Origin of the sequence: Microcella sp., assembly GCF_025808395.1 — a bacterium.
GTDB lineage: Bacteria > Actinomycetota > Actinomycetes > Actinomycetales > Microbacteriaceae > Microcella.
Map to the genome: position 1 here is coordinate 244,980 of NZ_CP075524.1, position 24,709 is coordinate 269,688.

Annotated in this window: 22 protein-coding genes; 9 read left to right on the forward strand and 13 right to left on the reverse strand. The window is 68.2% G+C overall.

Annotated features, from left to right (window positions below):
• Positions 1–34: 34 nt before the first annotated feature.
• The 3 genes from hisN to aroA are packed head-to-tail and all read right to left on the reverse strand — an operon-like array spanning position 35 to position 3,305.
• A complete protein-coding gene (gene hisN / locus KIT89_RS01275) occupies positions 35–841 on the reverse strand; it encodes a histidinol-phosphatase (RefSeq protein ID WP_297602659.1) in 807 nt (268 codons plus the stop codon).
• Complete coding sequence (gene rsgA / locus KIT89_RS01280; RefSeq protein ID WP_297603871.1) at positions 838–1,905, reverse strand: ribosome small subunit-dependent GTPase A; 1,068 nt, start codon at positions 1,903–1,905, stop codon at positions 838–840. Before rsgA ends, hisN begins: the two co-directional genes overlap by 4 nt.
• Entirely contained in the window at positions 1,902–3,305 is a 1,404-nt protein-coding gene (gene aroA / locus KIT89_RS01285) for a 3-phosphoshikimate 1-carboxyvinyltransferase (RefSeq protein ID WP_297602660.1), read from the reverse strand. The genes rsgA and aroA overlap by 4 nt, the downstream gene beginning before the upstream one ends.
• Positions 3,306–3,426: 121 nt before the next feature.
• Between aroA and KIT89_RS01290 the strand changes: the two genes are divergently transcribed.
• A complete protein-coding gene (locus KIT89_RS01290; protein ID WP_297603872.1) occupies positions 3,427–4,077 on the forward strand; it encodes a sigma-70 family RNA polymerase sigma factor in 651 nt (216 codons plus the stop codon).
• The gene (locus KIT89_RS01295) at positions 4,077–4,319 is read left to right on the forward strand and encodes a zf-HC2 domain-containing protein (protein WP_297603873.1); all 243 of its coding nucleotides are present in this window, start codon (positions 4,077–4,079) and stop codon (positions 4,317–4,319) included. The genes KIT89_RS01290 and KIT89_RS01295 overlap by 1 nt, the downstream gene beginning before the upstream one ends.
• Here KIT89_RS01295 and KIT89_RS01300 read toward each other — a convergent pair.
• Both KIT89_RS01300 and KIT89_RS01305 read right to left on the reverse strand, forming a co-directional pair.
• Positions 4,314–4,514, reverse strand: coding sequence for a hypothetical protein (locus KIT89_RS01300; RefSeq protein ID WP_297602661.1), 201 nt, complete (start codon positions 4,512–4,514; stop codon positions 4,314–4,316). The genes KIT89_RS01295 and KIT89_RS01300 overlap by 6 nt on opposite strands.
• Positions 4,515–4,528: 14 nt before the next feature.
• A complete protein-coding gene (locus KIT89_RS01305; RefSeq protein WP_297602662.1) occupies positions 4,529–8,284 on the reverse strand; it encodes a multifunctional oxoglutarate decarboxylase/oxoglutarate dehydrogenase thiamine pyrophosphate-binding subunit/dihydrolipoyllysine-residue succinyltransferase subunit in 3,756 nt (1,251 codons plus the stop codon).
• Between the two features lie 132 nt (positions 8,285–8,416).
• On the opposite strand from KIT89_RS01305, the gene KIT89_RS01310 reads away from it, so the two are divergent.
• From KIT89_RS01310 to KIT89_RS01320, 3 genes are all read left to right on the forward strand, one after another.
• Positions 8,417–9,856 carry a GuaB1 family IMP dehydrogenase-related protein gene (locus KIT89_RS01310; RefSeq protein ID WP_297602663.1) on the forward strand — a complete coding sequence of 480 codons (1,440 nt, stop codon included), beginning with the start codon at positions 8,417–8,419 and terminating at the stop codon, positions 9,854–9,856.
• A gap of 100 nt (positions 9,857–9,956) precedes the next feature.
• Positions 9,957–11,297 (forward strand): hemolysin family protein, encoded by a 1,341-nt coding sequence (locus tag KIT89_RS01315; protein WP_297602664.1) that lies wholly within the window; start codon positions 9,957–9,959, stop codon positions 11,295–11,297.
• Positions 11,294–12,343: a hemolysin family protein gene (locus KIT89_RS01320; RefSeq protein ID WP_297602665.1), complete on the forward strand. Its 1,050-nt coding sequence runs from the start codon at positions 11,294–11,296 to the stop codon at positions 12,341–12,343. The genes KIT89_RS01315 and KIT89_RS01320 overlap by 4 nt, the downstream gene beginning before the upstream one ends.
• Before the next feature lie 9 nt (positions 12,344–12,352).
• Here KIT89_RS01320 and KIT89_RS01325 read toward each other — a convergent pair whose 3' ends face one another.
• Entirely contained in the window at positions 12,353–13,492 is a 1,140-nt protein-coding gene (locus tag KIT89_RS01325; protein ID WP_297602666.1) for an NADH:flavin oxidoreductase/NADH oxidase, read from the reverse strand.
• Positions 13,493–13,555: 63 nt separating this feature from the next.
• Between KIT89_RS01325 and KIT89_RS01330 the strand changes: the two genes are divergently transcribed.
• The 3 genes from KIT89_RS01330 to KIT89_RS01340 are packed head-to-tail and all read left to right on the forward strand — an operon-like array spanning position 13,556 to position 15,977.
• Positions 13,556–14,413 carry an ADP/ATP-dependent (S)-NAD(P)H-hydrate dehydratase gene (locus KIT89_RS01330; RefSeq protein ID WP_297602667.1) on the forward strand — a complete coding sequence of 286 codons (858 nt, stop codon included), beginning with the start codon at positions 13,556–13,558 and terminating at the stop codon, positions 14,411–14,413.
• Complete coding sequence (locus KIT89_RS01335; RefSeq protein ID WP_297602668.1) at positions 14,410–15,669, forward strand: glycosyltransferase 87 family protein; 1,260 nt, start codon at positions 14,410–14,412, stop codon at positions 15,667–15,669. The genes KIT89_RS01330 and KIT89_RS01335 overlap by 4 nt, the downstream gene beginning before the upstream one ends.
• Positions 15,666–15,977, forward strand: a complete 312-nt coding sequence (locus tag KIT89_RS01340) for a thiamine-binding protein (protein ID WP_297602669.1) — start codon at positions 15,666–15,668, stop codon at positions 15,975–15,977. Before KIT89_RS01335 ends, KIT89_RS01340 begins: the two co-directional genes overlap by 4 nt.
• Here KIT89_RS01340 and KIT89_RS01345 read toward each other — a convergent pair.
• The 7 genes from KIT89_RS01345 to KIT89_RS01375 form a co-directional block, all read right to left on the reverse strand.
• A complete protein-coding gene (locus tag KIT89_RS01345; RefSeq protein ID WP_297602670.1) occupies positions 15,974–16,645 on the reverse strand; it encodes a response regulator transcription factor in 672 nt (223 codons plus the stop codon). The genes KIT89_RS01340 and KIT89_RS01345 overlap by 4 nt on opposite strands.
• Positions 16,646–16,672: 27 nt before the next feature.
• Complete coding sequence (locus KIT89_RS01350) at positions 16,673–17,929, reverse strand: hypothetical protein (protein WP_297602671.1); 1,257 nt, start codon at positions 17,927–17,929, stop codon at positions 16,673–16,675.
• Entirely contained in the window at positions 17,926–19,089 is a 1,164-nt protein-coding gene (locus KIT89_RS01355) for an ATP-binding protein (protein WP_297602672.1), read from the reverse strand. The genes KIT89_RS01350 and KIT89_RS01355 overlap by 4 nt, the downstream gene beginning before the upstream one ends.
• Before the next feature lie 69 nt (positions 19,090–19,158).
• Positions 19,159–20,055 carry a hypothetical protein gene (locus KIT89_RS01360; protein ID WP_297602673.1) on the reverse strand — a complete coding sequence of 299 codons (897 nt, stop codon included), beginning with the start codon at positions 20,053–20,055 and terminating at the stop codon, positions 19,159–19,161.
• 9 nt (positions 20,056–20,064) lie between these two features.
• On the reverse strand, positions 20,065–21,264 hold the full coding sequence (locus KIT89_RS01365) for a homoserine O-acetyltransferase (protein ID WP_297602674.1): 1,200 nt from the start codon (positions 21,262–21,264) through the stop codon (positions 20,065–20,067).
• Between the two features lie 84 nt (positions 21,265–21,348).
• Entirely contained in the window at positions 21,349–22,665 is a 1,317-nt protein-coding gene (locus tag KIT89_RS01370; RefSeq protein ID WP_297603874.1) for a bifunctional o-acetylhomoserine/o-acetylserine sulfhydrylase, read from the reverse strand.
• A gap of 117 nt (positions 22,666–22,782) precedes the next feature.
• Positions 22,783–23,859: an acyltransferase family protein gene (locus KIT89_RS01375; RefSeq protein ID WP_297602675.1), complete on the reverse strand. Its 1,077-nt coding sequence runs from the start codon at positions 23,857–23,859 to the stop codon at positions 22,783–22,785.
• 32 nt (positions 23,860–23,891) lie between these two features.
• On the opposite strand from KIT89_RS01375, the gene KIT89_RS01380 reads away from it, so the two are divergent.
• Positions 23,892–24,707, forward strand: coding sequence for an SDR family oxidoreductase (locus KIT89_RS01380; RefSeq protein ID WP_297602677.1), 816 nt, complete (start codon positions 23,892–23,894; stop codon positions 24,705–24,707).
• Positions 24,708–24,709: the final 2 nt, after the last annotated feature.

Here is a 24,709-nt window from a genome sequence, read left to right on the forward strand (position 1 = left end):
GCGTGCGATGCTGTGCTCGCCAGTGAAAAACAGCCTACCGAGAGCGCAGGCTCTGCAACACCTCGTCGTGCAGCGCGCCGTTCGTCGCGAGGGCGCTGCCATGCCAGGGGCCGTCATCGCCGTCGACCGAGGTGAATCGACCACCGGCCTCTTCGACGATCGGCTGCAGCGCGGCCATGTCATAGGGCTGCAGGTCGAACTCGCCCGCGATGTCGATGGCGCCCTCGGCCACGAGCATGTACGACCACATGTCGCCGATGGCGCGAGCCCGCCAGACGGCGCGAGTCAGCGCGACGATCTGATCGAGCCTGCCGGCGTCATCCCACCCCGGCAGGCTGTTGTAGCTCAGTGAGGCGTCGGCCAGTTCGGTGACTCCGCTGACCGCCAGGCGACGAGCAGCCTGGCCATGCTGACTGGTGTACGCGCCCTGATCGCGCGCGGCCCACCACCGCTGACCGAGCGCCGGAGCACTGACGACACCGACCACCGGCCGGCCCTCGACGGCGAGGGCGATCAAGGTGCCCCAGATGGGCACACCCCTCAAGAAGTTCGCGGTGCCGTCGATCGGGTCGATGATCCACTGACGGCGGGAGTCTTCGTCGGAGCCATCGGCGGTGCCGAACTCTTCGCCGAGAATGCTGTCGCGTGGCCGAGCGTCGCCGAGTCCGTCGCGGATGACTCTCTCGACAGCACGATCGGCATCGGTCACGGGCGTGCGGTCTGGTTTGGTCGAGACCTGCAGGTCGAGTGCGCGAAAGCGGTCGATCGACACCGCGTCGGCTGCGTCGGCGAGCTCGAGAGCCAGTGCCAGGTCGGCGGCCAGGTCGTCAGTGGTCGTCACTGCTTCAGCGTATCGGCACCCGTGCGGCCGCTGGGCGTGATGAGCGTCGACAGCAGGCGCTGCAGAGAGTCGAGCCGTTCGACGCCGAATTCACCCAGCGTGCCCGCGCGCGCGCGGTCGACGAGCTCGCAATCGGGAGAGTCGGGCAGATGCGTGCAACCGCGGGGGCACTGCGCTGCGATCTCGGCCAGGTCGCCGAAAGACCTCACGATGTTGTCGGGGTCGACGTGGCCGAGCCCGAATGATCGGATGCCGGGGGTGTCGATGACCCACCCGCCCGTCGCCAACCGCAGCGACACGGTCGACGACGACGTGTGGCGGCCGCGGCCCGTGACGGCGTTCACGACACCGGTGGCGCGCCCCGCGCTCGGTACGAGCGCGTTGACAAGGGTCGACTTGCCCACCCCCGAGTGCCCCACTGCGACCGTGGTGCGGTCGCGCAGCAGCGCGTGCAGCTCGTCGAGCGGGGGCGCATCTGAGCGGCTCGTCACAATGCGCAGGTCGAGCCCGCGAAACTGCGCGAGAAACGGGGTGGGGTCGGCGAGGTCGGTCTTGGTGACGACGAGCAGCGGCTCGACACCGGCGTCGAACGCCGCGACGAGGTAGCGGTCGACCAGTCGGGGGCGAGGCTCGGGGTTCGCTGCGGCCACGACGATGAGCAACTGGTCGGCGTTGGCGACGATGATGCGCTCGACGGCGTCGGTGTCGTCTGCGCTGCGCCGCAGGAGGGTTCGGCGCTCGTGCACCCGCACGATGCGCGCCAGCGAGCCGTCATCGCCGCTCGTGTCTCCGACGAGGTCGACGCGATCGCCCGTGACGACCGGGGTCGAGCGCAGCTCGCGGGCGCGAGTGCTGATGACCTCGCGCTCGGTCGGTGCTGCCTCATCGACGAGACACAGGTAGCGACCGCGGTCGACAGTGACGACGCGGCCCACCTCGGCGTCGGTGTGCGCCGGCCGCTGCTTCGACCGCGGCCGGTTGGCTTTCGGGTTCGGTCGAGACCGCACAGCCGACTCGTCGTACTGGTCGTACGGCTCATCGTCGTCGGGCGGCAACCAGCTCACGGTGTCGAGGCCGTCTGGTCGAGCATCCGGTGCCACAGCGCTGCGAACTGCGGCAGAGTCTTGGTGGTCGCCGCGATGTCGTCGACGAGCACGCCGTCGACGGCGAGGCCCACGATGGCGCCCGCGGTGGCCATGCGATGGTCGTCGTACGAGTGCCAGACGCCCCCGTGCAGTGGGCGCGGATCGATGGCGAGCCCGTCGTCGAGTTCGGTCACGGCGCCGCCGAGCGCGTTCAATTCTGCGGCGAGCGCGGCGAGCCGGTCGGTCTCGTGGCCGCGCAAGTGCCCGATGCCCGTGATCTCGCTCGGCTCAGAGCTGAGCGCGGCGAGGGCGACAATGGCGGGTGCCAACTCACCACCCGTCGACAGATCGACGTGGATGCCCGGCAGGCGAGTGCCGCCCAGCAGGCCCGCACCGCCGTCGACGACGAGTCGGCCGTCGTGCCGGTGCGCGCTGGCGCCGAAGAGGGGCAGCAGCTGCTCGAGGTCGGCGCCGACCTGCGTCGTGCTGACCGGCCAGCCGTCGATGGCGACGGTGCCGCCCGCGATCACCGCGGCGACCAGAAACGGTGCTGCGTTCGAGAGGTCTGGCTCGATGTCGATCGAGATGCCCTCGATCGGGCCGGGCGCGACCACCCAGACCCCCGGCTCGGGGCTCTCGACGGTGACGCCTCGAGCGGCGAGCGAGGCGATCGTCATCTCGATGTGCGGCATCGAGGGCAGGCGGTCGCCGACATGACGCAGTACGAGACCCTCGTCGAATCGTGCGGCCGCGAGCAGCAGCCCCGACACGAATTGACTCGAGGCAGAAGCGTCGATCTCGATCTCGCCGCCTCGCACCGATCCGGTGCCCCACAGGCTGAAGGGCAGTGCGCCGCGGCCGTCGTCATTGACGTCGACGCCGAGCGATCGCAGCGAGTCGATCGTCGTCGCCATCGGGCGTCGCCGCGCCCCGGCGTCGCCATCGAAGGCCACGGGGCCGAGCGCGAGCGCCGCCACGGGCGGTATGAACCTCATGACGGTGCCGGCGAGGCCGCAGTCGATCGAGGTGCTGCCACTGAGTTCAGCGGGTGGCGCGACGCGCAGGTCGGCGCCGAACTCGCCATTGCCCTCGATCTCGTCGATCTCGACGCCGAGCGACCGCAGGGCCTCGATCATGAGCGCAGAGTCGCGAGAGTGCAGTGGCTGCCGCAGCTGCGATGGTCGATCGGCGAGGGCGGCGAGCACGAGCTCGCGGTTGGTCAGGCTCTTCGACCCCGGAAGGCCGAGTCGCGCCGCGAGCCTCTCGGTCGCGCGGGGCGCGGGCCAGTTGCCGTCGGCATCGAGGCCCTCGGCGGTGCCAGGGCGCTCGTCATCGCCGTATGGCGAGAATCGGGCGCCGGAATACGTGAATACCTGCATCGGTTATCAGAGTAACGGCACCGCGCACGGTGCCCCGTTGCGACCACGCGAGAGGATGCCCGAGGTGACCTTGCTGCTGCACCCGCCGTCGGCCGAGCTCGCGCCGTTAGACTCGCGCCTGATGACCGAGAACGCGCAATCAGAAGCCGAAGAGCTCGCCGAACGTCGCCGACTGTTTCAAGAACAGGCGCTGCCGTTCATGGACCAGCTCTACGGAGCGGCGATGCGCATGACGAAGAACCCGGCCGATGCTGCCGATCTCGTGCAAGAGACCTTCGGCAAGGCCTTCGCGGCCTTCGGCCAGTTCGAGCAGGGCACCAACCTCAAGGCCTGGCTCTATCGCATTCTGACGAACACCTTCATCAACGTGTACCGCAAGAAGCAGCGCGACCCATACCAGGGCGCACTCGAAGAGCTCGAAGACTGGCAGCTGGGTGGCGCTGAGTCTGCCACCTCGAACTCGAGCAGGTCGGCTGAAGCCGAGGCGATCGACCGCATGCCGGCGAGCGCCGTCAAAGATGCCCTGCAGTCGATTCCCGAAGACTTTCGACTGGCGGTGTACTTCGCCGACGTCGAGGGCTTCTCGTATCAAGAGATCGCCGACATCATGAAGACCCCGGTCGGCACGGTCATGAGCCGACTGCACCGCGGCCGACGGCTGCTGCGCGATCTGCTCGCCGACTACGCACGCGAACGCGGCATCACAACCCCTCTGGCGGCGACCAGCCCGGCAGCCTCCGCCGCCACGACGAGCACGACAAGGAGCCCATGATGACTGACTGCGGCTGCGACAAGGCAAAGGCCGAACTCGAAGAGTTCTTGCACAACGAGCTCAGTGCTGAGCAGTGCCAAGACATTCGTGATCACATGGCGAACTGCGACGACTGCTCAGCCGAGCATCTCGTCGGCATCACGCTGACGAACAAGGTCAAAGAAGCGTGTCAAGAGAAGGCCCCTGATGAGCTGCGCGAGCTCGTGCTGGGTGCGATCTCGACGATCGACGCACCGTCATAGCCGACGCTCATTGCCCCGCTTGTAGTTGCCGGTCACCCGAGCGAGAAGCTGCTGCTCGTCGCGACCTGCCGCGACGTCGTCGAGAAATTTCGCCGCAGCCCGGCCCCGCAGCGTCGCGGCCACCCGGCCGTGGTGCCGCACGACGATCTCGCCGCTCGCTCTCGTCTCGACGGTGAATCCTTCTGCCTCGGCCATGGCATCGCTCTCGTTCAGTCGGCGAGCGCGGCGTCCATGATCTCGGCGTGCTCGAGGCTGCTGCGCTTGCTCGACCCGGTGGCCGGTGATGCCGATGCGGGCCGCGAGATGACGCGCATGGCGGGCATGCCGCGCTTCTGAGTCTCGAGAGCCAAGAACGGCCAGGCTCCTTGGTTCTCGGGCTCGTCTTGCACCCACACCAGTTCGGCGTTCGCATAGCGTTCGGTGATCTCGCGCAGTTGCTGCTCGGGCAGCGGGTGAAACTGCTCGAGCCTGACGAGCGCGATGCCGGTGGTCTCTCGCTTCTCGATCTCGCCGACGAGGTCGTAGTGGATCTTGCCGGCGTGCAGCAGCACGCGACGCACCGATGAGGCATCGGTGACACGGGCATCGTCGATGACCAGCTCGAAGCGACCGCTGGTGAAGTCAGAGACTTCGCTCGTCGCGCCACGAAGCCGCAGCATCGACTTCGGGGTGAAGACGATGAGGGGGCGGCGAGGCCGGGCGTAGGCCTGACGGCGCAGCAGGTGGAAGTATGACGCGGGGGTCGACGGCCTGGCCACGGTCATGTTGTCTTCGGCGGCGAGCTGCAAGAAGCGCTCGATGCGGGCCGACGAGTGATCGGGGCCCTGGCCTTCATAGCCGTGGGGCAGCAGCAGCACGACGCTCGAGCGCTGGTTCCACTTCTGCTCTGCCGAGGCGATGAAGGTATCGATGATGGTCTGGGCGCCGTTGGCGAAGTCGCCGAACTGCGCTTCCCACAGCACGAGGGCGTCTGGCCGTTCGACCGAGTAGCCGTATTCGAAGCCCATCGCGGCATACTCGCTCAACAACGAGTCGTAGATCCAGAACCGGCCCTGGTTCTCGCTGAGGTTCATGAGCGGCAGCCACTCTTGACCGTTGAGGCGATCGTGCAGCACCGCGTGACGCTGCACGAAGGTGCCGCGGCGAGAGTCTTGCCCCGACATGCGCACCGGGGTGCCTTCCATGAGCAGCGAGCCGAGGGCGAGCAGTTCGCCGAAGCCCCAGTCGATCTGGCCGTTGCGGCTCATCTCGACGCGCTTCTTCAGCATGGCCTGCAGCTTCGTGTGCACGGTGAAGCCCGCGGGCGGGTTGTCGTGGGCGTCGCCGATGTGGTGGATGACCGCCACATCGACACCGGTCGACTCTGGTTCTCCTGACAAGTCGTCTGAGTCGAGGGCGAGACCGCCGTCGACGACCGGAATCGCGCCCGTCTGGGCCGCGTGAGTCTCGGCGAACGCCACTTCGAGCCGCTCTTGGAAGTCGCGATGCGCGGCTTCGAACTCTTCTTCGGTGATGTCGCCGCGACCGACGAGGGCCTCGGTGTAGAGCGTGCGCACGCTGCGCTTCGCCTCGATGAGGTTGTACATGAGCGGCTGCGTCATCGAGGGGTCGTCGCCCTCGTTGTGACCGCGACGGCGGTAGCAGACCAGATCGACGACGACATCGCGCTTGAACTCTTGCCGGTAGGCGAAGGCGATCTCGGCGACGCGCACGACTGCTTCGGGGTCGTCGCCGTTGACGTGCAAGATCGGCGCCTGAATCGACTTGGCGATATCGGTGGCGTAGATCGACGAGCGCGCTTCACCGGGGGGCGTCGTGAAGCCGACCTGGTTGTTGACGACGATGTGTATGGTGCCGCCGGTGCGGTAGCCGCGCAGCTGGCTCAGCTGCAGGGTCTCGAAGACGACGCCCTGGCCTGCCATCGCGGCATCGCCGTGGATGAGCACCGGAAGCGTCGTGAAGGTTCCGACGTTCTTGCGATCTTGCTTGGCCCTGACGATTCCTTCGAGCACGCCGTTGACTGCTTCGAGGTGCGAGGGGTTCGCGGCGAGCGACACCTCGATCTGCTGGCCGTTCATCGCGGTGAAGGTGCCTTGCGTGCCGAGGTGATACTTGACGTCGCCTGAGCCCTGCACCGACCGCGGGTCTTGCGTGCCCTCGAACTCGCGGAAGATCTGCCCGTAGGTCTTTCCGCCGATGTTGGCGAGCACGTTCAAGCGCCCGCGGTGCGCCATGCCGATGGCGACCTCGTCCATGCCCTGCTCGGCCGCGCCCTGCAAGATCTCGTCGAGCAGCGGAATCACGCTCTCGCCGCCCTCGAGGCTGAATCGCTTCTGACCGACGTACTTGGTCTGCAGGAAGGTCTCGAACGCCTCGGCCTGGTTGAGCTTGCCCAGAATGCGCATCTGCTCGTCGTGCGTGGGCTTCTGGTAGGGCTTCTCGAGCCGTTCTTGAAACCAGCGGCGCTGCTCGGGCTCTTGAATGTGCATGTACTCGATGCCCACAGTGCGGCAGTAGGTGTCGCGCAGCACGCCGAGCACTTCACGCAGCAGCATCGAACGCCGGCCGCCGAAGCCGCCGGTGACGAATTCGCGATCGAGATCCCAGAACGTGAGACCGTGGCTGGCGATGTCGAGGTCGGGGTGCGAGCGCTGCTTGTACTGCAAGGGGTCGACATCGGCCATGAGGTGGCCGCGCACGCGGTACGAGTTGATGAGTTCTTGCACGCGGGCGGTCTTGTTGACGTCGTCGGCAAGGTCGACGTGAATGTCTTGCGCCCAGTGGATCGGGTCGTACGGAATACGCAGATCGGCGAAGATGTCTTCGTAGAAGTGGCGTTCGCCGATGACGAGCTCGTGAATCTTCTTGAGAAACTCGCCTGAACCGGCGCCCTGAATGACGCGGTGGTCGTAGGTGCTCGTCAGGGTGATGGTCTTGCCGACACCGAGCTCGGCGAGGGTCGCTTGCGACATGCCCTGAAACTCGGCCGGGTATTCGAGAGCGCCAGCCCCGATGATGGCGCCTTGCCCCTTCATGAGCCGGGGCACCGAGTGAACGGTGCCGATGCCGCCCGGGTTGGTGAGCGAGATCGTGTTGCCCTGAAAGTCGGCCGCCGCGAGCTTGTTGTCTCGTGCTCGCTTGACGACGTCTTCATAGGCGGTGAGAAACTCGCTGAAGTTCATCGAGCCGCACTTCTTGATGCCCGGCACCAGCAGTGAGCGGGTGCCGTCTGGCTTCGGCAGGTCGATCGCGATGCCCAGGTTGATCTGGGCGGGCGTCACGACGACGGGCTTGCCGTCGATCTCGTCGTAGTAGACGTTCTGGCTCGGAAACTCTTGCAGCGCCTTCACCATCGCCCACGCGATGAGGTGCGTGAAGCTGACCTTGCCGCCGCGGGCGCGCTTGAGGTGGTTGTTGATGACGATGCGGTTGTCGATCATCAACTTCGCGGGAATGGTGCGCACGCTCGTCGCGGTGGGCACCGTGAGGCTCGCATCCATATTGGTGGCGAGGGCTTTGGCCATGCCCTTGAGAGGCGTGACGATGTCGTCGGGCTCGCCGTCTCCGTCAGCGTCGACGACCGGGGTGCTCGAGGTGTCGGGGGCCTGCGCCGGAATCGGGGCGGGCTGCGGGGCGATCGAGGTGGTCTTCGCCACGGGCTGGCTGCCCGTCACCGGCACAGATGCCACGGGAATCGACCCGGTCGTCGTCGGCACGTCGGGCGCGGCCGCGGGCGGCGGCGGCACCTCGATCGCGGTGTCTGCCGCGGGCTCGGGCGCCGGCTCTACCGCCGCGCCGCTCGTCGTCGCCTGGTGGTACTTCTCGAGAATGGGCCACCACGAGGGGTCGACCGAGTTGCGGTCGGCCTTGTACTGCTCGTACAGCTCGTCGACGAGCCACTCATTGGCCCCGAACTCGCCCGATGCTCCGCCGTCAGAGCTGATTCCGGTCACTTGGCTCGACACAGCCGACCGCCCACTTTCGCTTGATTTCGAAGGGTTCGTGCGCGCGCACCCGCCCATGGGTCGCGCGCAGACAAGCTTAACCGCTTTGGCGCGGCGGCGCGGTCGAGCCGCGGGCCGAGTAGCGTTAATTCCGTGCGATTTTTGACCGAACGGCCTCAGCACGATTTGACCTACTCTGACGTGTTCTTGGTGCCGCAGCACTCGAACGTGGGCAGCCGACTGGGCGTCGACCTCACCGTCGATGATCCGACAGGGCTGCGGGTGCCGATCGTGGCCGCCAACATGACCTCGGTCACGGGGCCACGGCTCGCCGCCGCGATGGCCCGCCGAGGCGGCCTCGGCGTGCTGCCGCAAGACCTCGCACTGCAAGATCTCGACGCGGCGATTCACGCCGTGAAGGCCGCGTCGCCGCTGCTCGATGCTCTCGTGAGAGTCGATCGCGCCACCACGATCGCGGCGGCTCGCTCCCTCGTCGCCGACACTGCGGGCGCAGTGGTGACGATCGTCGATGCCGATGGCGAGCCCGAGCGCTGCATCTCGGCAGCGGCTCTGCGCCACGCGCTCGCCCACTCTGTCGTGGGTGATCTCGTCGCCGACGACCTGCCGTCGATCGACGACGACGATGTCACCGATGCGAGGTCGGCATTCGACCTCATCGACGCGGCGGGCGTCGACGCCGTCGCCGTGCGGCACCATGGGCGCATCGTCGGTTCGCTGAGTGCGCGAAGCGCCGTGCGCGCCACGCTGTATTCACCGGCGGTGGATGCTCACGGCAGGCTGCGCGTCGCCGCAGCGGTCGGCATCAACGGTGATGCTGCCGCTCGTGCTGCCGCCCTCGTGCAGGCCGGCGTCGATGTGATCGTCATCGACACGGCTCACGGTCATCAGCAGCAGGCGGCCGATGCGGTGCGCGCTGTCGCGGGCGCCGCGCTGGGGGTGCCGATCGTGGCGGGCAACGTCGTCACCGTCGAGGCCGTGCGCGACCTCGTGGCCGCTGGCGCCGATGTGCTGAAGGTCGGTGTCGGGCCGGGGGCGATGTGCACGACCCGCATGATGACGGCGGTCGGTCGCCCGCAGTTCTCGGCCGTGCTCGAGACTGCTGAGGTCGCCCGCGAGCTGGGGGCTCGCGTCTGGGCAGACGGGGGAGTGCGCTACCCGCGAGACGTCGCGCTGGCGCTCGCCGCCGGGGCCTCGGCCGTCATGATCGGGTCGTGGTTCGCCGGCACCCTCGAGGCGCCTGGTGACCTCGAGGTCGACGAAGACGGTCGGTGGTTCAAGAGCAGCTGGGGCATGGCGTCGAGCAAGGCGGTCGAGCAGCGCTTCCGGCGACTGAGCGCCTTCGAGCGCGCGCGCAAGACCCTGTTCGCCGAAGGAATCTCGAGCTCGCGCATCTATCTCGACCCCGAACGGCCCTCGCTCGACGACCTGCTCGACATGATCACGTCGGGGCTGCGGTCATCGATGACGTATGCGGGAGCATCCACTCTGCCCCAATTCGCCGAGCGGGCCGTCGTCGGCACGCAATCGGCCGCGGGATACGACGAGGGCAAGGCGCTGCCCGTCTCATGGTGAACGACGTATACTCACAGCGATATGGAGCCTCCTAGTTCGGGCGATACGACTGCCCCAGACGAACCCAGCCATAGACCCTCGCCGGTGATCGGGGGCCGTCGTGAGTTCTGAGTTGATCTCTCTGCTCGCTGGCCTGCTTCTGACCATCGGCACCGGCTTCTTCGTGGCGAGCGAGTTCGCCCTCATCAATCTCGACCGCTCTGAGCTCGAAGCGCGTCAAGCGCGCGGCGAGAAGCGCCTGGGCCCCACCATCGCGGCGCTCAAGATCACGTCGACGCACCTGTCGAGCGCCCAACTGGGCATCACCCTCACCACGCTGCTGACGGGGTTTCTGCTCGAGCCGGCGATCTCGAGCATGCTCGCCGAACCCTTGAGGTCGATCGGTCTGCCCGACGGCGCGATTCGACCCGTCGGCTCGATCACGGCCATCGTCATCGCCACCCTGCTGTCGATGATCGTCGGCGAGCTCGTGCCCAAGAACTTCGCGCTCAGCCTTCCGCGTCAGACGGCCAAGGTCGTGGTGCCGTTTCAGTGGGCGTTCACGACGGTGTTCAGGCCCGCGATCGTGGTGCTCAACGGTTCGGCCAACCGCATTCTGCTGTCGATGGGCGTCGAGCCGAAAGAAGAGCTCAGTGGTGCCCGCACCGCCGAAGAGCTCGCCTCGCTCGTGCGCCGGTCGGCGAGCCACGGCAGCCTCGACCACGACACCGCCACGCTGCTCTCGCGCACGCTCGCGTTCTCGCAGCACACCGCGCAAGACGTTATGACGCCCCGACCGCGCGTGGCCGCCATCGAGCGCGGAGACAGTGCCCAGGCCGTCATCGAGCTCGCCCGAACGACGGGGCACTCGCGGTTTCCGGTGCTGGGCGAATCGATCGATGACGTCGTCGGGGTGGTGCACGTCAAGCAGGCCGTGGCGGTGCCGCGAGATCGCCGGGCCGATGTTCCGGCCTCGGCGCTGCAGACCGAGCCGTTGCGCGTGCCCGAGACGATGAAGCTCGACACCCTGCTGGCAGAACTGCGCGGTCGCGGCTATCAGATGGCGATCGTCGTCGACGAGTACGGCGGAACCGCCGGGGTCGCCACCCTCGAAGATCTCGTCGAAGAACTCGTCGGCGAGGTGAGCGATGAGCATGATCAGGCGCGCGTCGACGTGGTGCGCTCGCGCAACTGGCTGACGTTTCCGGGTCTGCTGCGCCCCGACGAGCTGCAAGACCGCGCAGGCGTCTCGGTGCCCGAAGACGGCCCGTGGGAGACCGTCGGCGGATACCTCATGGCCGAGCTCGGCCGGGTTCCCGTCGTGGGCGACACCGTCGAGATCGCCACGGGAACCTTCCGCATCGAGCGACTCGACGGCAGGCGCATCGACCGGGTGCGATTCACGCCGCTCGCCACGGGTGAGATCTCGATCGTGCAGCCTCAGGCGGGTGAGCGTCGATGACCGAATCTGATTGGTGGGGCATCGCCTGGCTGGTGGTGCTGCTCGCCGGCAACGCCTTCTTCGTCGGCGCCGAGTTCGCGGTGGTCGCGGCGAAGCGCTCGCAGGTCGAGCCTCGTGCCGAGGCGGGTTCGCGCGCGGCGAAGACTGCTCTGTGGGCGATGGAGCACGCCACCCTCATGCTCGCGACGTGCCAGTTGGGCATCACGATCTGCTCGCTGCTGATCTTGAACGTCTCAGAACCGGCGATCAAGCACCTCGTCGAGATTCCGCTCGGGCTCACGGGTTTGAGCCCAGAGTGGATCGCGGGCATCGCCTTCACGATCGCGCTGCTGCTCGTCACCTACCTGCACGTCGTGTTCGGCGAGATGGTGCCGAAGAACCTGTCGTTCTCGCTGCCGACGCGCGCCGTGCTCATTCTGGCGCCGCCGCTCGTGGTGATCTCGCGCATTCTGTCGCCGGTCATCCGGGGTCTCAATGCGATCGCGAATGGCGTGCTGCGCTTGTTCCGCGTCGAGCCGAAAGATGAGGCCGCGAGCGCGTTCACCCTCGAAGAGGTCGAGACGATCGTGCGGCAGTCGACTCGCGAAGGGCTGCTGCTCGACGCCACTGGGGCACTCACGGCGGCGTTCGAGTTCACGACGAAGATCGTGAGCGACGTGGCATTGCCGATGGATGCCCTCACCGCCCTGCCCGAAGACGCCAGCGCTCTCGACCTCGAGCGTGCGGTCGCCCAGCGCGGGTTCAGTCGCTACGTGCTGCTCGACGAGCAGGGTGAGCCGACCGGCTATCTGCACTTGAAAGATGTCATCGACCTGCCCGACGACGAGCTCGACGACCCCGTGCCGCCGAAGCGCATTCGTCGACTCGTGTCGATTCCCGGTTCTGCCGACCTCGAAGACGCGCTCGCGATCATGCGCCGCTCAGGTGCGCACCTCGCGCGTTCTGTCGACGCCGAGGGCAACACTGCTGGAGTGCTCTTTCTCGAAGACATCATCGAAGAGCTCGTCGGCGAGGTGCACGACGCGACGCAGCGCGGGTGGCGGTAGTTCTGGGGATCAGCGATACGCGCGAAGGTACTGCGGGGGCGTGCCGACGGGTACTCCGTCAACTTCGACGCCGAGCTCGCGGGCGAAGCGCAGTGGGGCGTGCGGGTCGCGCATGAACTCGCGGCCCATCATGACGGCGTCGGCCTGACCGCTCGCGACGATCTTCTCGGCCTGCGCCGCCTCGGTGATGAGCCCGACGGCGTTGACGAGCACGCCGCCCTCGGTGCGCACGGTCTCGGCGAACGGCACCTGATACCCCGGCCCCGTCTCGATGCGTGCGCGCACGAGCCCCCCAGACGAGATGTCGAACAGGTCGGCGCCGGCGTCGAGCGCCCACGCGGCGACGGTGGCGGTGTCGTGCTCGTTCCAGCCGGCGACTCCCGACTCGGTGAGCCCGTGCGACTCGAGCCACGCGTCGTCGACCCAGTCGCTCGCCGAGAAGCGCACGAGCATCGGCACGTCGACCTCGGCGCGCACGGCGCGCACGATGTCGAGCAGCAGGCGCGCGCGATTCTCGAGGCTTCCGCCCCACTGATCGTCGCGCGTGTTCGACAGGGGCGAGAGAAACTGGTGCAGCAGGTAGCCATGTGCGGCATGGATTTCGACGAGATCGAAGCCCGCATCGACGCTGCGGCGGGCTGCGTCGGCGAACGCGGCCACGACATCCTGAATGCCCGCCTCATCGAGCGCCACGGGCGCGGCGTAGCCGTCGAAGGCGATCGCCGATGCCGATACAGTCTGCCAGCCGCCGAGCTCGACGGGCACGGTGCCGCTGCCGGTCGCGCCCTTCGCGAGCGCGCCCCACTCGGGAAAGATCGAGGCCTTGCGGCCGGCATGGGCGAGTTGGATGCCCGCCGCGGCTCCTTGCGAATGCACGAAGTCGACCACGCGCGACCACGCGTGAGCCTGCGCGTCGTTGTAGATGCCGGTGTCGTGCGGGCTGATGCGGCCCTCGGGCACGACGGCTGTCGCCTCGGCCATGACCATGCCGGCCCCGCCCCGGGCGAACGAGCCCAGGTGCACGAGATGCCAGTCGGTGGGCACGCCGTCGGCGGCGGTCACCGAGTACTGGCACAGGGGAGACACCCACAGCCGGTTGCGAAGGGTGAGCGAGCGCAGGGTGAGGGGGCTGAAGAGCGAAGAGGTCACGACACCATCCAACCGCAGCCGGTAGCCGATGATTCCCTCTGCCCTGCTCGATAGGGTGTGCGCGTGACCGAACACCCGCAGTTGTCGTCAGCCGATGCCGCCGCCCTCGTGCGCGTGCCGACAGCCGATGACGACAAGTATTCGCGCGGGGTCGTCGGCTTCGTGACGGGGTCGACGCGCTACCCGGGTGCGGCCGTGCTCGGTGTCGAAGCAGCGCTGCGCACCGGAGTAGGCATGGTGCGCTATCTGGGGCCCGCTCGACCGACCGAGCTCGTGCTGCAGCGTCGCCCCGAGGCTGTGGCCGACGAGGGACGCGTGCAGGCCTGGGTCGTCGGCTCAGGCATGCACGATGTGAGCCGAGAGACGCTCGGTGACGAGGCAGCCGAGCGTGTGGGCGCGGCACTCGAGAGCGGGCATCCGGTGGTCATCGATGCCGGAGCGATCGATGCAGTCTCGATCGAACGGGCCGTCGCCGCCGGCTCGCCCGTCGTCGTCACGCCCCACGTCGGCGAGCTCGCGAGGTTGCTCGGTCGTGAGCGCTCAGTGGTCGCCGACGCCCCGCTCGAGGCGGCGCGCGAGGTAGCGGCGCACGACGGCGTGGTTGTGCTGCTCAAGGGCCACACCACGAGGGCCGTCGCTCCGGGAGGCGCTGTCGTCGAGGCCCGATCTGCTCCGGCCTGGCTCGCGACCGCCGGTGCCGGCGACGCCCTCGGTGGAGTGCTCGGTGCACTGCTCGCCTCGCACGCCGACGACCTGGCGGCCGACCCCGATCGCTCCCTGCTGGCCCGGCTCGCTGCTGCCGCAGCCGTCATCCACGGGCTCGCTGCCGAGCGGGCGTCGGGCGGGGGCCCGCTCACGGTGCTCGACCTCTGCGCCGCCATCTCGCCGGTCATCGCCGAGCTCGTGGCGGGCCGCGAGTGAGGCGAATCGCCGGCAGCGCTGTCTCGCTCTGGCTGGCGTTCGCGGCCGTGCACCTGTGGCTCGGGTTTCTCAACCTCTACGGCCCGGGGCTGCCCATGGGCGACGTCACCTATGTGTACCTGTTCTGGGTCGAGCGCGGGTTCACGGTGGGCGAGTGGGTGGGGCTCGACACCGAGTGGGTCTACCCGGTGCTCGCGCTCGTGCCCATGCTCGCCGCCTACGTCTTCGGCCCCGACCTCTACGCCTCGACGTGGCTGACGATCGTCATGGCCCTCAACGCTGTCGCGCTCGTCTCGATCATCGGAGTGCACGAGCGCGCGCGGCGTGCGCCCGTCGCCTGGTGGTGGATGCTCTTCTTGGTGCTCGTCGGCCCGATCGCGCTCGGTCGCATCGACGCCGTGACGGTGCCTCTCGCCATCGTCGCCGTCATGCTCATCGCCGACCACCCGAGGTGGGGCGGTGCTCTGCTCGCCATCGGCGCCTGGATCAAAGTGTGGCCCGCCGCTCTCGTGCTCGCCGCCGTCGTCGCGCTGCGTGCGCGCGCAGCCGTGGCCGCCTCGGTGGCGATCGTGTCGGGTGCCGTGGTCGCTCTCGCACTCGCGTTCGGGTCGCTGCTCGCCCTCGTCAGCCCCGTCATGCAGCAGACCTCGCGCGGCGTGCAGGTCGAGGCGGTCGTCGCGACGCCGTGGCTCTGGGCTGCGGCGGCGGGGGTGCCGGGCACGCGCGTCTACTACGACCAGGGCATTCTCACGTGGCAAGTGCTCGGCGAGGGCACGTCGCTCGTCGCCGATCTCATGACCCCGCTGCTCGCGCTCGCGGTGCTCGCCATCGTCGTGCTGGGGCTCGTCGCGATGCGGCGCGGGGTCGCCGAACTCGACCTCTTTCCGGTGCTGTCGCTCGCCCTCGTCATGACGCTCATCGTCGTCAACAAGGTGGGCTCTCCGCAGTTCGCCACGTGGATCGCCGTGCCCGTCGTGCTGGGCCTCGCCTGGCAGAGATGGGGAGGCATGTCGTTCACGGTTCCTGCCGTGCTCGGGCTCGCGATCGCGGCGCTCACGCAGTCGTTCTATCCCGTGCAGTATGGTGCCCTGCTGTCGCTCGAGCCCGCTCTGCTCGCGGCGCTCACCGCGCGCAACGTGCTCTACCTCGTGCTGCTCGGGTGGGCCGTTCAGCGGCTCGCGGTACTGTGCAGGCGACCGCGCGTTGCGCCCGCCACGCCCCCCGTCGCGGTCGACGAAGGAGGAGCATCCGCATGATCGTCGCATTCTCAGTCGCCCCGTCGGGCGGTTCGTCAACCGACTCGGTGCACGATGCCGTCGCCGCCGCCGTGAAGGTGGTGCGAGCGTCGGGGCTGCCGAATCGCACGTCGTCAATGTTCACCGAGATCGAGGGGGAGTGGGACGAGGTGATGGCAGTGGTGAAAGACGCGACGCTCGCCGTCGCCGAGTATGGCACTCGGGTGTCGCTCGTGCTCAAGGCCGACTATCGGCCAGGGCACGTGGGCGAGCTCGACGGCAAGGTGCAGCGGCTCGAGGCCGCGATCGAGCGCCGAGAGCGCGCCTAGAGCCCGCCGCCTCCGCCAGGCGCATCGACGAGAATGCCGTCGGTGATCGCCTGCTTGCGCAGAGCCACCTTCGTGCCCACGTCGATGCCTGCAATGCGGTACTTCTCGCGGATGCGCTTGAGGTAGCTCTTTGCGGTCTCTTCAGAGATGCCGAGTTGATACGCCACTGTCTTGACGGGCTCGCCGGCACCGTACAGCGCCATGACGCGCCGCTCTTGAGCGCTCAGCCGCGGCGAACCGCCGACGTCGGCGGCGTTGAGCGCCAGGTCGAGCTCAGCCGAGATGAACGACTCGCCCTGGCGCGCGGCCCGGATGGCTTCGACGATCATGCCGGCGTCTTCGCTCTTCACGAGATACCCGAGGGCTCCGGCGCTCAGGGCCTCGCGCACGACGTTTGGTTCGCTGTAGGTGCTCATGAGCACGACACGCACCCCCATCGACTTGAGGGTCTGAATCTTCAGCGACACCGGAATGTTGTCTTTGAGGTCGAGATCGAGCAGTACGACGTCGACCGGAAACGCAGGGTGCGAGAGCAGGTCGGGCCAGGTGGCCACCGCAGCCACCATGTCGATGTCGTCGGCCGCTTGCCTGATCCACTCGGTGAGAGCACCGAGCAGCATGCGGTGATCATCGACGAGTGCCAGTCGAATCTGCGAGTGGGTGACCATGATGGTGCCTCCTGCGTGTCCGCGTTGTCAGCTCGGCCGAGCTGCATCGACTGGGTTGTCGACCGCGCAGTCGAGGTCGATGCGCAGCGCACCGTTGACTGTGTTGTCACTGTATCGCCCGACCCGGTCGAGAGCCTCCCACACACCGGAGTCGACTCGATTGCGCTTCAAACCGGTGACCTCGATCGCGATCGGAATCAGCAGCTGCTGGCCGATCGTCGACCGCTCGGGGTCGAGCGGCCCGAGCGTGATCGAGATCGCACGCGAGGGCGACACCCCCTGCGGGTCGGCCGAGAGCAACCACAGCGCCGCGAGCAGCGAGTCGCGCTGCACATCATCGAGCAGCCCGGCGAGCGTCGCCGAGTCGCTCACCGTGACGCGCCGACCCAGATGGTCAGACTCGCTGACCGCGTGAAAGAGCCACGTCTCACGACGACCCTCGATGAGGTGCAGCCGAAGCTCGGTGGCGAGCGTCGACGCCCGCGCCGCGAATGACGGCGGCAGCGGCAGGGGAGCCTCGCCGCTGGCCACGGCCTCGAGCAGCTCTTCGGCGTCGAGATCGAGCCGAGCAAGCTCTTCGCTCGCGAGCATGCCGACGGCCAAGCGGGGCGCGGTGACGGTCGACTGCACGAGCACGCGGTCGAGCTCGCGCTTAAGCATCCGCTCGAATCCGCTGACCAGCAGCACCCCGGTGATTCCAGGCCCGACAGCGAGGGCGACCGTGACGAGCTGTGCGGGAATCGTGACGGGAGTCAGCGGAGTGGTCGTGACGATCGCTGCGATGAAAGCGACGCCCAGCGCGCCGGCAGCGACCAGAACCTCCCACCGCGCGCGCAGCGTCACGATGATGAGCAGCACGAAGCCGGCCGACACCGATGCTGTGGCGTACCTGCCCACATCGCCGAGCGGTGCGATGGCGACGAAGTCGAGCCAGACGACGCCCGCGAGCGAGGCGAGAAACACACCGTAGAGCCAGTCGGGCAGTCGTTCGCCGGTGGCCGAGATGGTGATGGTGAGGCCGAGAAACGTCACCATGAGCAGCAACCATGCCCCCACGATGGGCAGCAGCGACGGGTAGTCGCCGGCACGCAGCATGAAGAGGGCGATGCCGAGCATCGACTGCAGTGCGGCGATGATGGCCACCCCGAGCCCGAGAAAGCCCGAACCCAGCGCCGAGGCGTGCGTCGACGACGGAGACCCGCGCCGCGTCGACGAACGAGCGCCGGCCGGTCGCACGAGCGAGCCGAGCGTGGTCTCTTCGGGGGGAGAGTACCGAGAACTCATCTCGGCACCTCCAGAATCACCGTCGTGCCGGCGCCGGGCGTCGAGAACACTCGTGCGTCGCCGCCGACATCGCGAAGACGAGCGACCACCGATTCGGTGAAGCCCAGCCGCTCGGTGGCGATGCTCTCTGGGTCGAAGCCGACGCCGGCGTCGGTGACGACGGCTCTCAGCCGATCGTCGGTCTGCGTGATGGTGACATCAGCGGCGTCGACTCCGGCGTGACGGCGCACGTTCTCGAGGCACTCTGCGAGCGCGAGCAAGAACGCGTCGAGCACATCGCTCGGCAGCAGCACCTGACCGGTGCCGTGCCAGCGCACCGACAAGCCCATGCGCAAGAACCGCTGCTTGACCGACTCGAGGGTGGTGCCCAAGGGCGTCTGAGCCACGGGCTCGAGACTGTAGACGCCCGAGAACTGGGGCATCGGCGTCGAGCCGAGCCGCAACTGCCGCAAGAGGTGCGCGTCTTCGCGCGCCTGCTCGCGCAGCGCATGCTCTGAGACTCCAACGCCCGAGTGGGCCAGGAGCGTCAACGTGGCCAGCACAGTGTCGTGCAGCAGCCTGGCGCCCTGTCGGCGCTGGGCCTCAGTCTCACTCGCCTGCCGTTCGAGGTGATGCGAGCGGCCGATGTTCTCGATGCGCATCATGGCGCGTTGCACGCCAACCGTGACCCAGAGCCCGATGATGAGCGTGATGACCCACCCCGCGAGCGTCGCGATGGCCGGCGTCGACACGAGACCGCGCGTGGGCCCCGCACTCGCGACGAGCAGGCTGCTGCCGAGGGTGCCCGCAGCCCACAAGAGCCATCGGCCCGTCGACTCGCTCAGCACCATGCCGAGCGCACCGAGCCCGGCCGCTCCGAGGGGAGCGAGCGAGATCGGCAGAGCCACCGAGCTCGACTGGCCCCACGGCAGTTGGGCGAGAGCGAGCGTGGCGAACCCCAGCACCATCGTCAGCACGACCCAGCCGACATGGCCGCTGCGCCCCACCATGACGAGGGCGCCCGCCTGACCGGCGAGCAGAATGAGCAGAGACGGCACGAGCACCGGATCGACGACTCCCGGCAGTGAGAGGCAGATCGCGGCGAGCACGACGCCGCTCAATCCGAAAGCGCGGGCGGCCGAGCGCAAGAGGCGTTGGCGCTCTCTCTCGATCAACTCCACGGCTGACCCTGCCGTGTGCCGCCCCCGCGCCTCATGAAGACCAGTGTGGCACCTCGCGAGGCTTCAGCCTCAGAACCTGCAGATCGCGGCGAACGCGTCGTAGAGCTCAGAGCGGGTTCGGTCGTCTGCTGCGACAGTCGTCGAGCCGACGACGGTGCCGACAGCGAGCGTCACGATGAAGAGCGTGCCCTGCTTGTCTTCGGCGATGGCGTGCGGGTCGCATCGCGCCGGAGACAGGCTGAGCTCGATCACCGTCGATGCCCCGGCCGTCAGCTCTTCGTCGAGGGCGATCGATGTCGCCCGTGATTCCGAGGCGTCGACGAGAGCGAAGAGCACCGTGTCGTGCACCGTCTCGAGGGCGAGGTCGGCGCGAACGTTCGAGGCGATGAGGTCGAGGCCGAGGGTGCGCGCAGCGAGATCGTCGCGCTCGGGGGCGCGGCGCACCGTCAGGTCGACCCGTTCTGCCACGGCCGCGGTGAAGCACGCGCGTGCATGCCAGTCGTTCCACTGACCCAAGCGGTCGGTGGCGGTGATCATGAGCTCGGCCGTCTCGCCCGTCGCGAGCGCGATCGTGAGCACGACGGTCGGCAGGGGTGCCGCCTGCTGCCCCACCAGCTCGGGGCACTGCGGCGTCGTCAGCTCGACGGCGAGGTCGCGAGTCGCTCCTGCGGCGATCACCGAGGTGCGGTCGCGCACGATCGGCTCGGCGAGCGCCGGCGAGCGTAGTTCGGTGCGCACGATCGTCAGGGGCGCAGCCGAGGTGTTGGTCACACTCACCTGCATGCCGTTGCGCGCAGGGTCGATGCGCGAGCGGTAGAGCTCTGCCGTCGCCGAGGCCTCGTCGATCGACTGCGGGGCCGCGGTGAGTGACGGCTGCGCCGCCGGGGGGCCGTCGGCCGAGCAACCGGCGGTCAGCAGCATCACGACCACCGAACCGAGGGTGAAGACCGCGCGCAGGCCATTCATGGCAGAAGGCTAGCTCTGCAGCAGCTGCGTGAGGGGCGGGCCCACGAGGTCGTCGTCGATGAGAAACGCGTCGTGGCCGAACGGCGACGAGATGACGATGGCCTCAGGGCCGTGAATCGAGTTCGGCAGGTGCGCGGCGAGCGTCTGCTGCTGCTCGACCGGAAAGAGGCGGTCGCTATCGATGCCGAGCACCATGCTGCGCGCGGTGACGCGACCGAGCGCCTCGGCGATCGAGCCGCGACCTCGAGCGAGATCGTGCGAGTTCATCGCCTCGACGAGCCTGATGTAGCTGCCCGCGTCGAAGCGTCGGGTGAACTTGTTGCCGTGAAAGTCGAGGTAGCTCTCGACCGCGAACCGTCCGCCGTGGCCGAGCGGGTCGAGCACTCCCTGCCACGAGCGCTCGAAGCGCTCGTTGAGCTCGCTCGGTGACCGGTAGTTGAGCAGCGCCATGCGGCGTGCGAGCGCGAGCCCGCGGTATGGCCCCTCGGGGTCGTCGTAGTAGTCGCCGTCGCGAAAGAGCGGATCCATGCGAATCGCCTCGAGCTGCACCGAGTTCAGTGCGATCTGGTCGGCGCTCGAGACGGCCGTCGCGGCGAGCACGGCGAGCCGTTCGACTCTGTGCGGATGCTCGACCGCCCATTCGAGAGCGTGCATCCCTCCCATCGACCCGCCGACGACTGCCGCGAGGCGGTCGATGCCGAGGGCGTCGATGAGTCTGACCTGCGCTGCGACCTGATCGCGAATGGTCAGGTACGGAAACCGCGAGCCCCATTCGGTGCCGTCGGGCGAGAACGATGCGGGCCCGGTCGAGCCCTGGCACCCGCCGAGCATGTTCGGGGCGATGACGAACCAGCGGTCGGTGTCGATGGCCAGACCGGGGCCGACGATGCCGCCCCACCAGCCTGCGGTGGGGTGACCGGCCCCCGGCTTGCCCACGACGTGGCTGTCGCCGGTGAGGGCGTGCATGATGAGCACCGCGTTGTCTCGCTGCTCGGTGAGCTCGCCCCAGGTCTCGTAGGCGAGGCGCGCGTGCGGCAAGCGGGCGCCCGATTCGAGGTCGATCGTGCCGACCGGGTGAAACAGCCGCTCGCCGGGAGGGTCGCCTTCTCGCCAGGCACCGGTCGTCGGGGGAGTGCCGCGCAGGGCGCGCCTGTTCGCCTCGGTGATGAACGCCGAGGGCACCGTGTCTTCGCTCGTCTGCCAATCCATGCTGAGGCCATTCTGTCGCAGGATGCACGTGACCCCCGCCGTATGACGGCGGGGGTCACGGATGCTGCAGCAAGGGCCCTCGACTCAGGCGGCGTTGGCGGCGATGACGGCGCGCGCCGCCGCGAAGCCCTCTTCGAGATCGGCGATGATGTCGTCGACGTTCTCAAGACCGACAGACAGCCGCACCAGTCCGGGCGTCACGCCGGTGGTCAGCTGCTGCTCGGGAGTGAGCTGCGAGTGGGTCGTGGATGCGGGGTGGATGATGAGGCTGCGCACGTCGCCGATGTTGGCGACGTGGCTGAACAGCTGCACCGAGTCGACGAGCGCCCGGCCGGCGTCGACCCCGCCCTTGAGCTCGAACGACAGCACCGCCCCGACGCCGCGCGGTGCGTACTTCTGCGCGTGGCTGTGCCACGGGCTCGACGGCAGGCCGCTGTAGCTGACCGAGGCGACATCGGGGTGCGCCTCGAGCCAGTGCGCCACGGAGGTCGCGTTCTGCACGTGGCGCTCGACGCGCAGGCTCAAGGTCTCGATGCCCTGGATGATCTGCCAGGCGTTGTCGGGCGAGACGGCAGCGCCGATGTCGCGCAGCAGCTGCACGCGGGCCTTGATGATGTAGGCGATCGCGTCGCCCAGCACTCCCGTGTAGCTCGCGCCGTGATACGAGGGGTCGGGCTCGGTGAGCCCCGGAAACTTGTCGACGTGCTCAGACCAGGCGAACTTTCCGCCGTCGACGATGAAGCCGCCCATGACGGTGCCGTGCCCGCCGAGAAACTTGGTGGCCGAGTGCACGACGATGTCGGCACCGTGCTCGAGGGGCCTGATGAGGAAGGGCGTCGCGATCGTGTTGTCGACGATGAGCGGAAGCCCCGCGCCGTGCGCGACCTCGGCGACCTTCTCGATGTCGAGAATGTTGATCTTCGGGTTTCCGACCGTCTCGGCGAACAGCAGCTTGGTGTTCGGGCGGATGGCGGCTCGCCACTCGTCAGCGTCGTCTTGGTTCTCGACGAACGTGACCTCGATGCCGAGCTTCGCGAGCGTGTAGGTGAACAGGTTGTAGGTGCCGCCGTAGATCGACGACGACGACACGATGTGATCGCCCGCCTGGGCGATGTTCAGCACCGCATAGGTCGTCGCCGACTGCCCCGACGCGAGCAGCAGGGCCGCCGAGCCTCCCTCGAGAGCGGCGATGCGCTGCTCGGCCACGTCTTGCGTGGGGTTCTGGATGCGCGTGTAGATGTTGCCGAACTCAGCGAGCGCGAACAGGTTCTTCGCGTGCTCGGCGTCGTTGAACACGTATGCCGTCGTTCGGTACACCGGGGTCGCGCGGGCATTCGTCACGGGGTCGGGCTGGGCTCCCGCGTGAATCTGCAGTGTCTCGAACTGGTAGTTGCCGGCCATGAGGGCTCCTTGCGTCGCGGGTGGGTCGCCTCGACGGTACGTCGCCCGTGCTGGCGGGTCAACGGCGGTCGTCACGCGCCGTAACGCAGCAGCCTGCGATCGCCGACGGATGCCCGCTCAGCGCTCGCGGCGAAACAGCCACTCGACCCTCGGCTCGACGAGCGGCCGCGCGACTCGTCGCACGATCGGGGTCGACAGCACCACGGCGATCACGAGAGCCAGCACGATCATGCCAACGAGCCACGGCCATGTCGAGTTCTCACCGCCGAGCAGCCCCGACTCTCTGATCGGGTAGAGGGCGAAGGTGTGCAGCAGGTAGACGTAGAGAGTTGCTGTGCCGAGTGAGGTCAGGGCTGTGGTGCGTCGAGGCGTCAGCACCAGTACCGCAGCGCAGAGCGCCGTGGTGAGCACGAGCAGCCCCAGACGAATCGCGCCCGCCCACCACTGGGGTGCGTCGAGGGCGTCATAGTGCTCGGTGTAGAACAGCCACAACCGCAGGTCGACCGCACGCCAGTGGTCGATGCCGACGACGATGACGGCAGACCAGGCGATGAGAAGGGCCGCAGCCGCGACGCGCAGTATCGTGCGCGGTGCTCCGTCGAGCCGGGCGCTCCAGCGGTGCCCGCCGAGCCAGAGGTCGCCGAGCCCCCACGCGCGAGCTCTCCAGCCGAGCACGAAGAACGGAAGCAGGCCGAGCGCGCGCGCGAGCGAGAAGGTGTTGTCGACGTTCGGCCAGTAGGCTACGCCGATTCCGGCGACCAAGACGACGACCCAGAGCACGGGTTCGCGCAATCGCGCCAGGTAGGGCAGCACGAGGCGGAAGAGGGCGAGAGCGAGCAGAAACCAGAGCGTCCACGACGCGGTGGTCGGGTTGAGGCTCGCCGAGCCCTGCACGAGCCAGCGCACGATCGTCCAGATCGTGTCGAAGATCAGATACGGAATCACGATGCCCGAGATGAGGCGCTGCAGTGCGACGTTGTCGGGCGGATCTGACGTCGAGAACCAGCCGCTCGCAATGGCGAAGAGAGGCATGTGGAACGAGTAGATGATCAGGTAGACGGCCATCGCCGCGTCGCTGTCGGCAGTGAGGCGCTGAATGGCGTGCCCGATGACGACGAGGGCGATGGCGATGAACCGCGCGTTGTCCCAGAAAGCGACGCGGGCCGCTGGCGCGGCGGCAGCAGGTGTCGTCACCACTTCAGGCTAGTCGCCGGTACCGTGGCGGCATGAGCACTGATGCAACCCCTCTCAACCGAACGACGAGCGTCGACCTGCGAGCGGTGGTCACGGGCGCCAGTTCGGGCATCGGCGCGGCCACCGTGCGCCTGTTGCGTGAGCACGGCTGGAGCGTGGTCGCCGTCGCGCGTCGCGCTGAGCGCTTGGCGGCGCTCGCCGATGAGACGGGGTGCGAGGTGGTGGTGGCCGACCTCACCGACGACGCCGCGGTGGATGCCCTGCGCGAGCACATCGCCGCGACGGGGCCGATTCATGCCATCGTGAGCAACGCGGGCGGCGCGTTCGGCGCCGACCCGGTCGCCACGGCCGACGCCCGCGACTGGATGCGCATGTTCGACGTCAACGTGCTCGCCGCCCAGCGGGTCATCAGCGCGCTGCTGCCCGCCCTGCGGGCCGGCGCCCTCGACCGCGGGGTGGGCGACATTCTTGCAGTCACGTCGACCGCGGGTCAGATCGCCTACGAGGGCGGCGGCGGGTACAACGCCTCGAAGTTCGCTCTGCGCGGCATGATGGGGGCTCTGCGTCTCGAGCTGGCGGGCGAGCCTGTGCGCGTCATGCAGGTGGCGCCGGGCATGGTCAAGACTGATGAGTTCTCGCTCAACCGGTTCGGCGGCGACACCGAGAAGGTCGACGCGCTGTATGCGGGGGTCGAGCATCCCCTCGTCGCCGACGACATCGCCGCCATCATTGTGGCCGCGCTCGAGTCGCCCCCTCACGTCAACCTCGACGAGATCACGGTGCGCCCGGTGGCGCAGGCTGCGCAGCACAAGATCGTGCGCGAGCCGCTCGCGGTGCGCGAGGGCTAGGG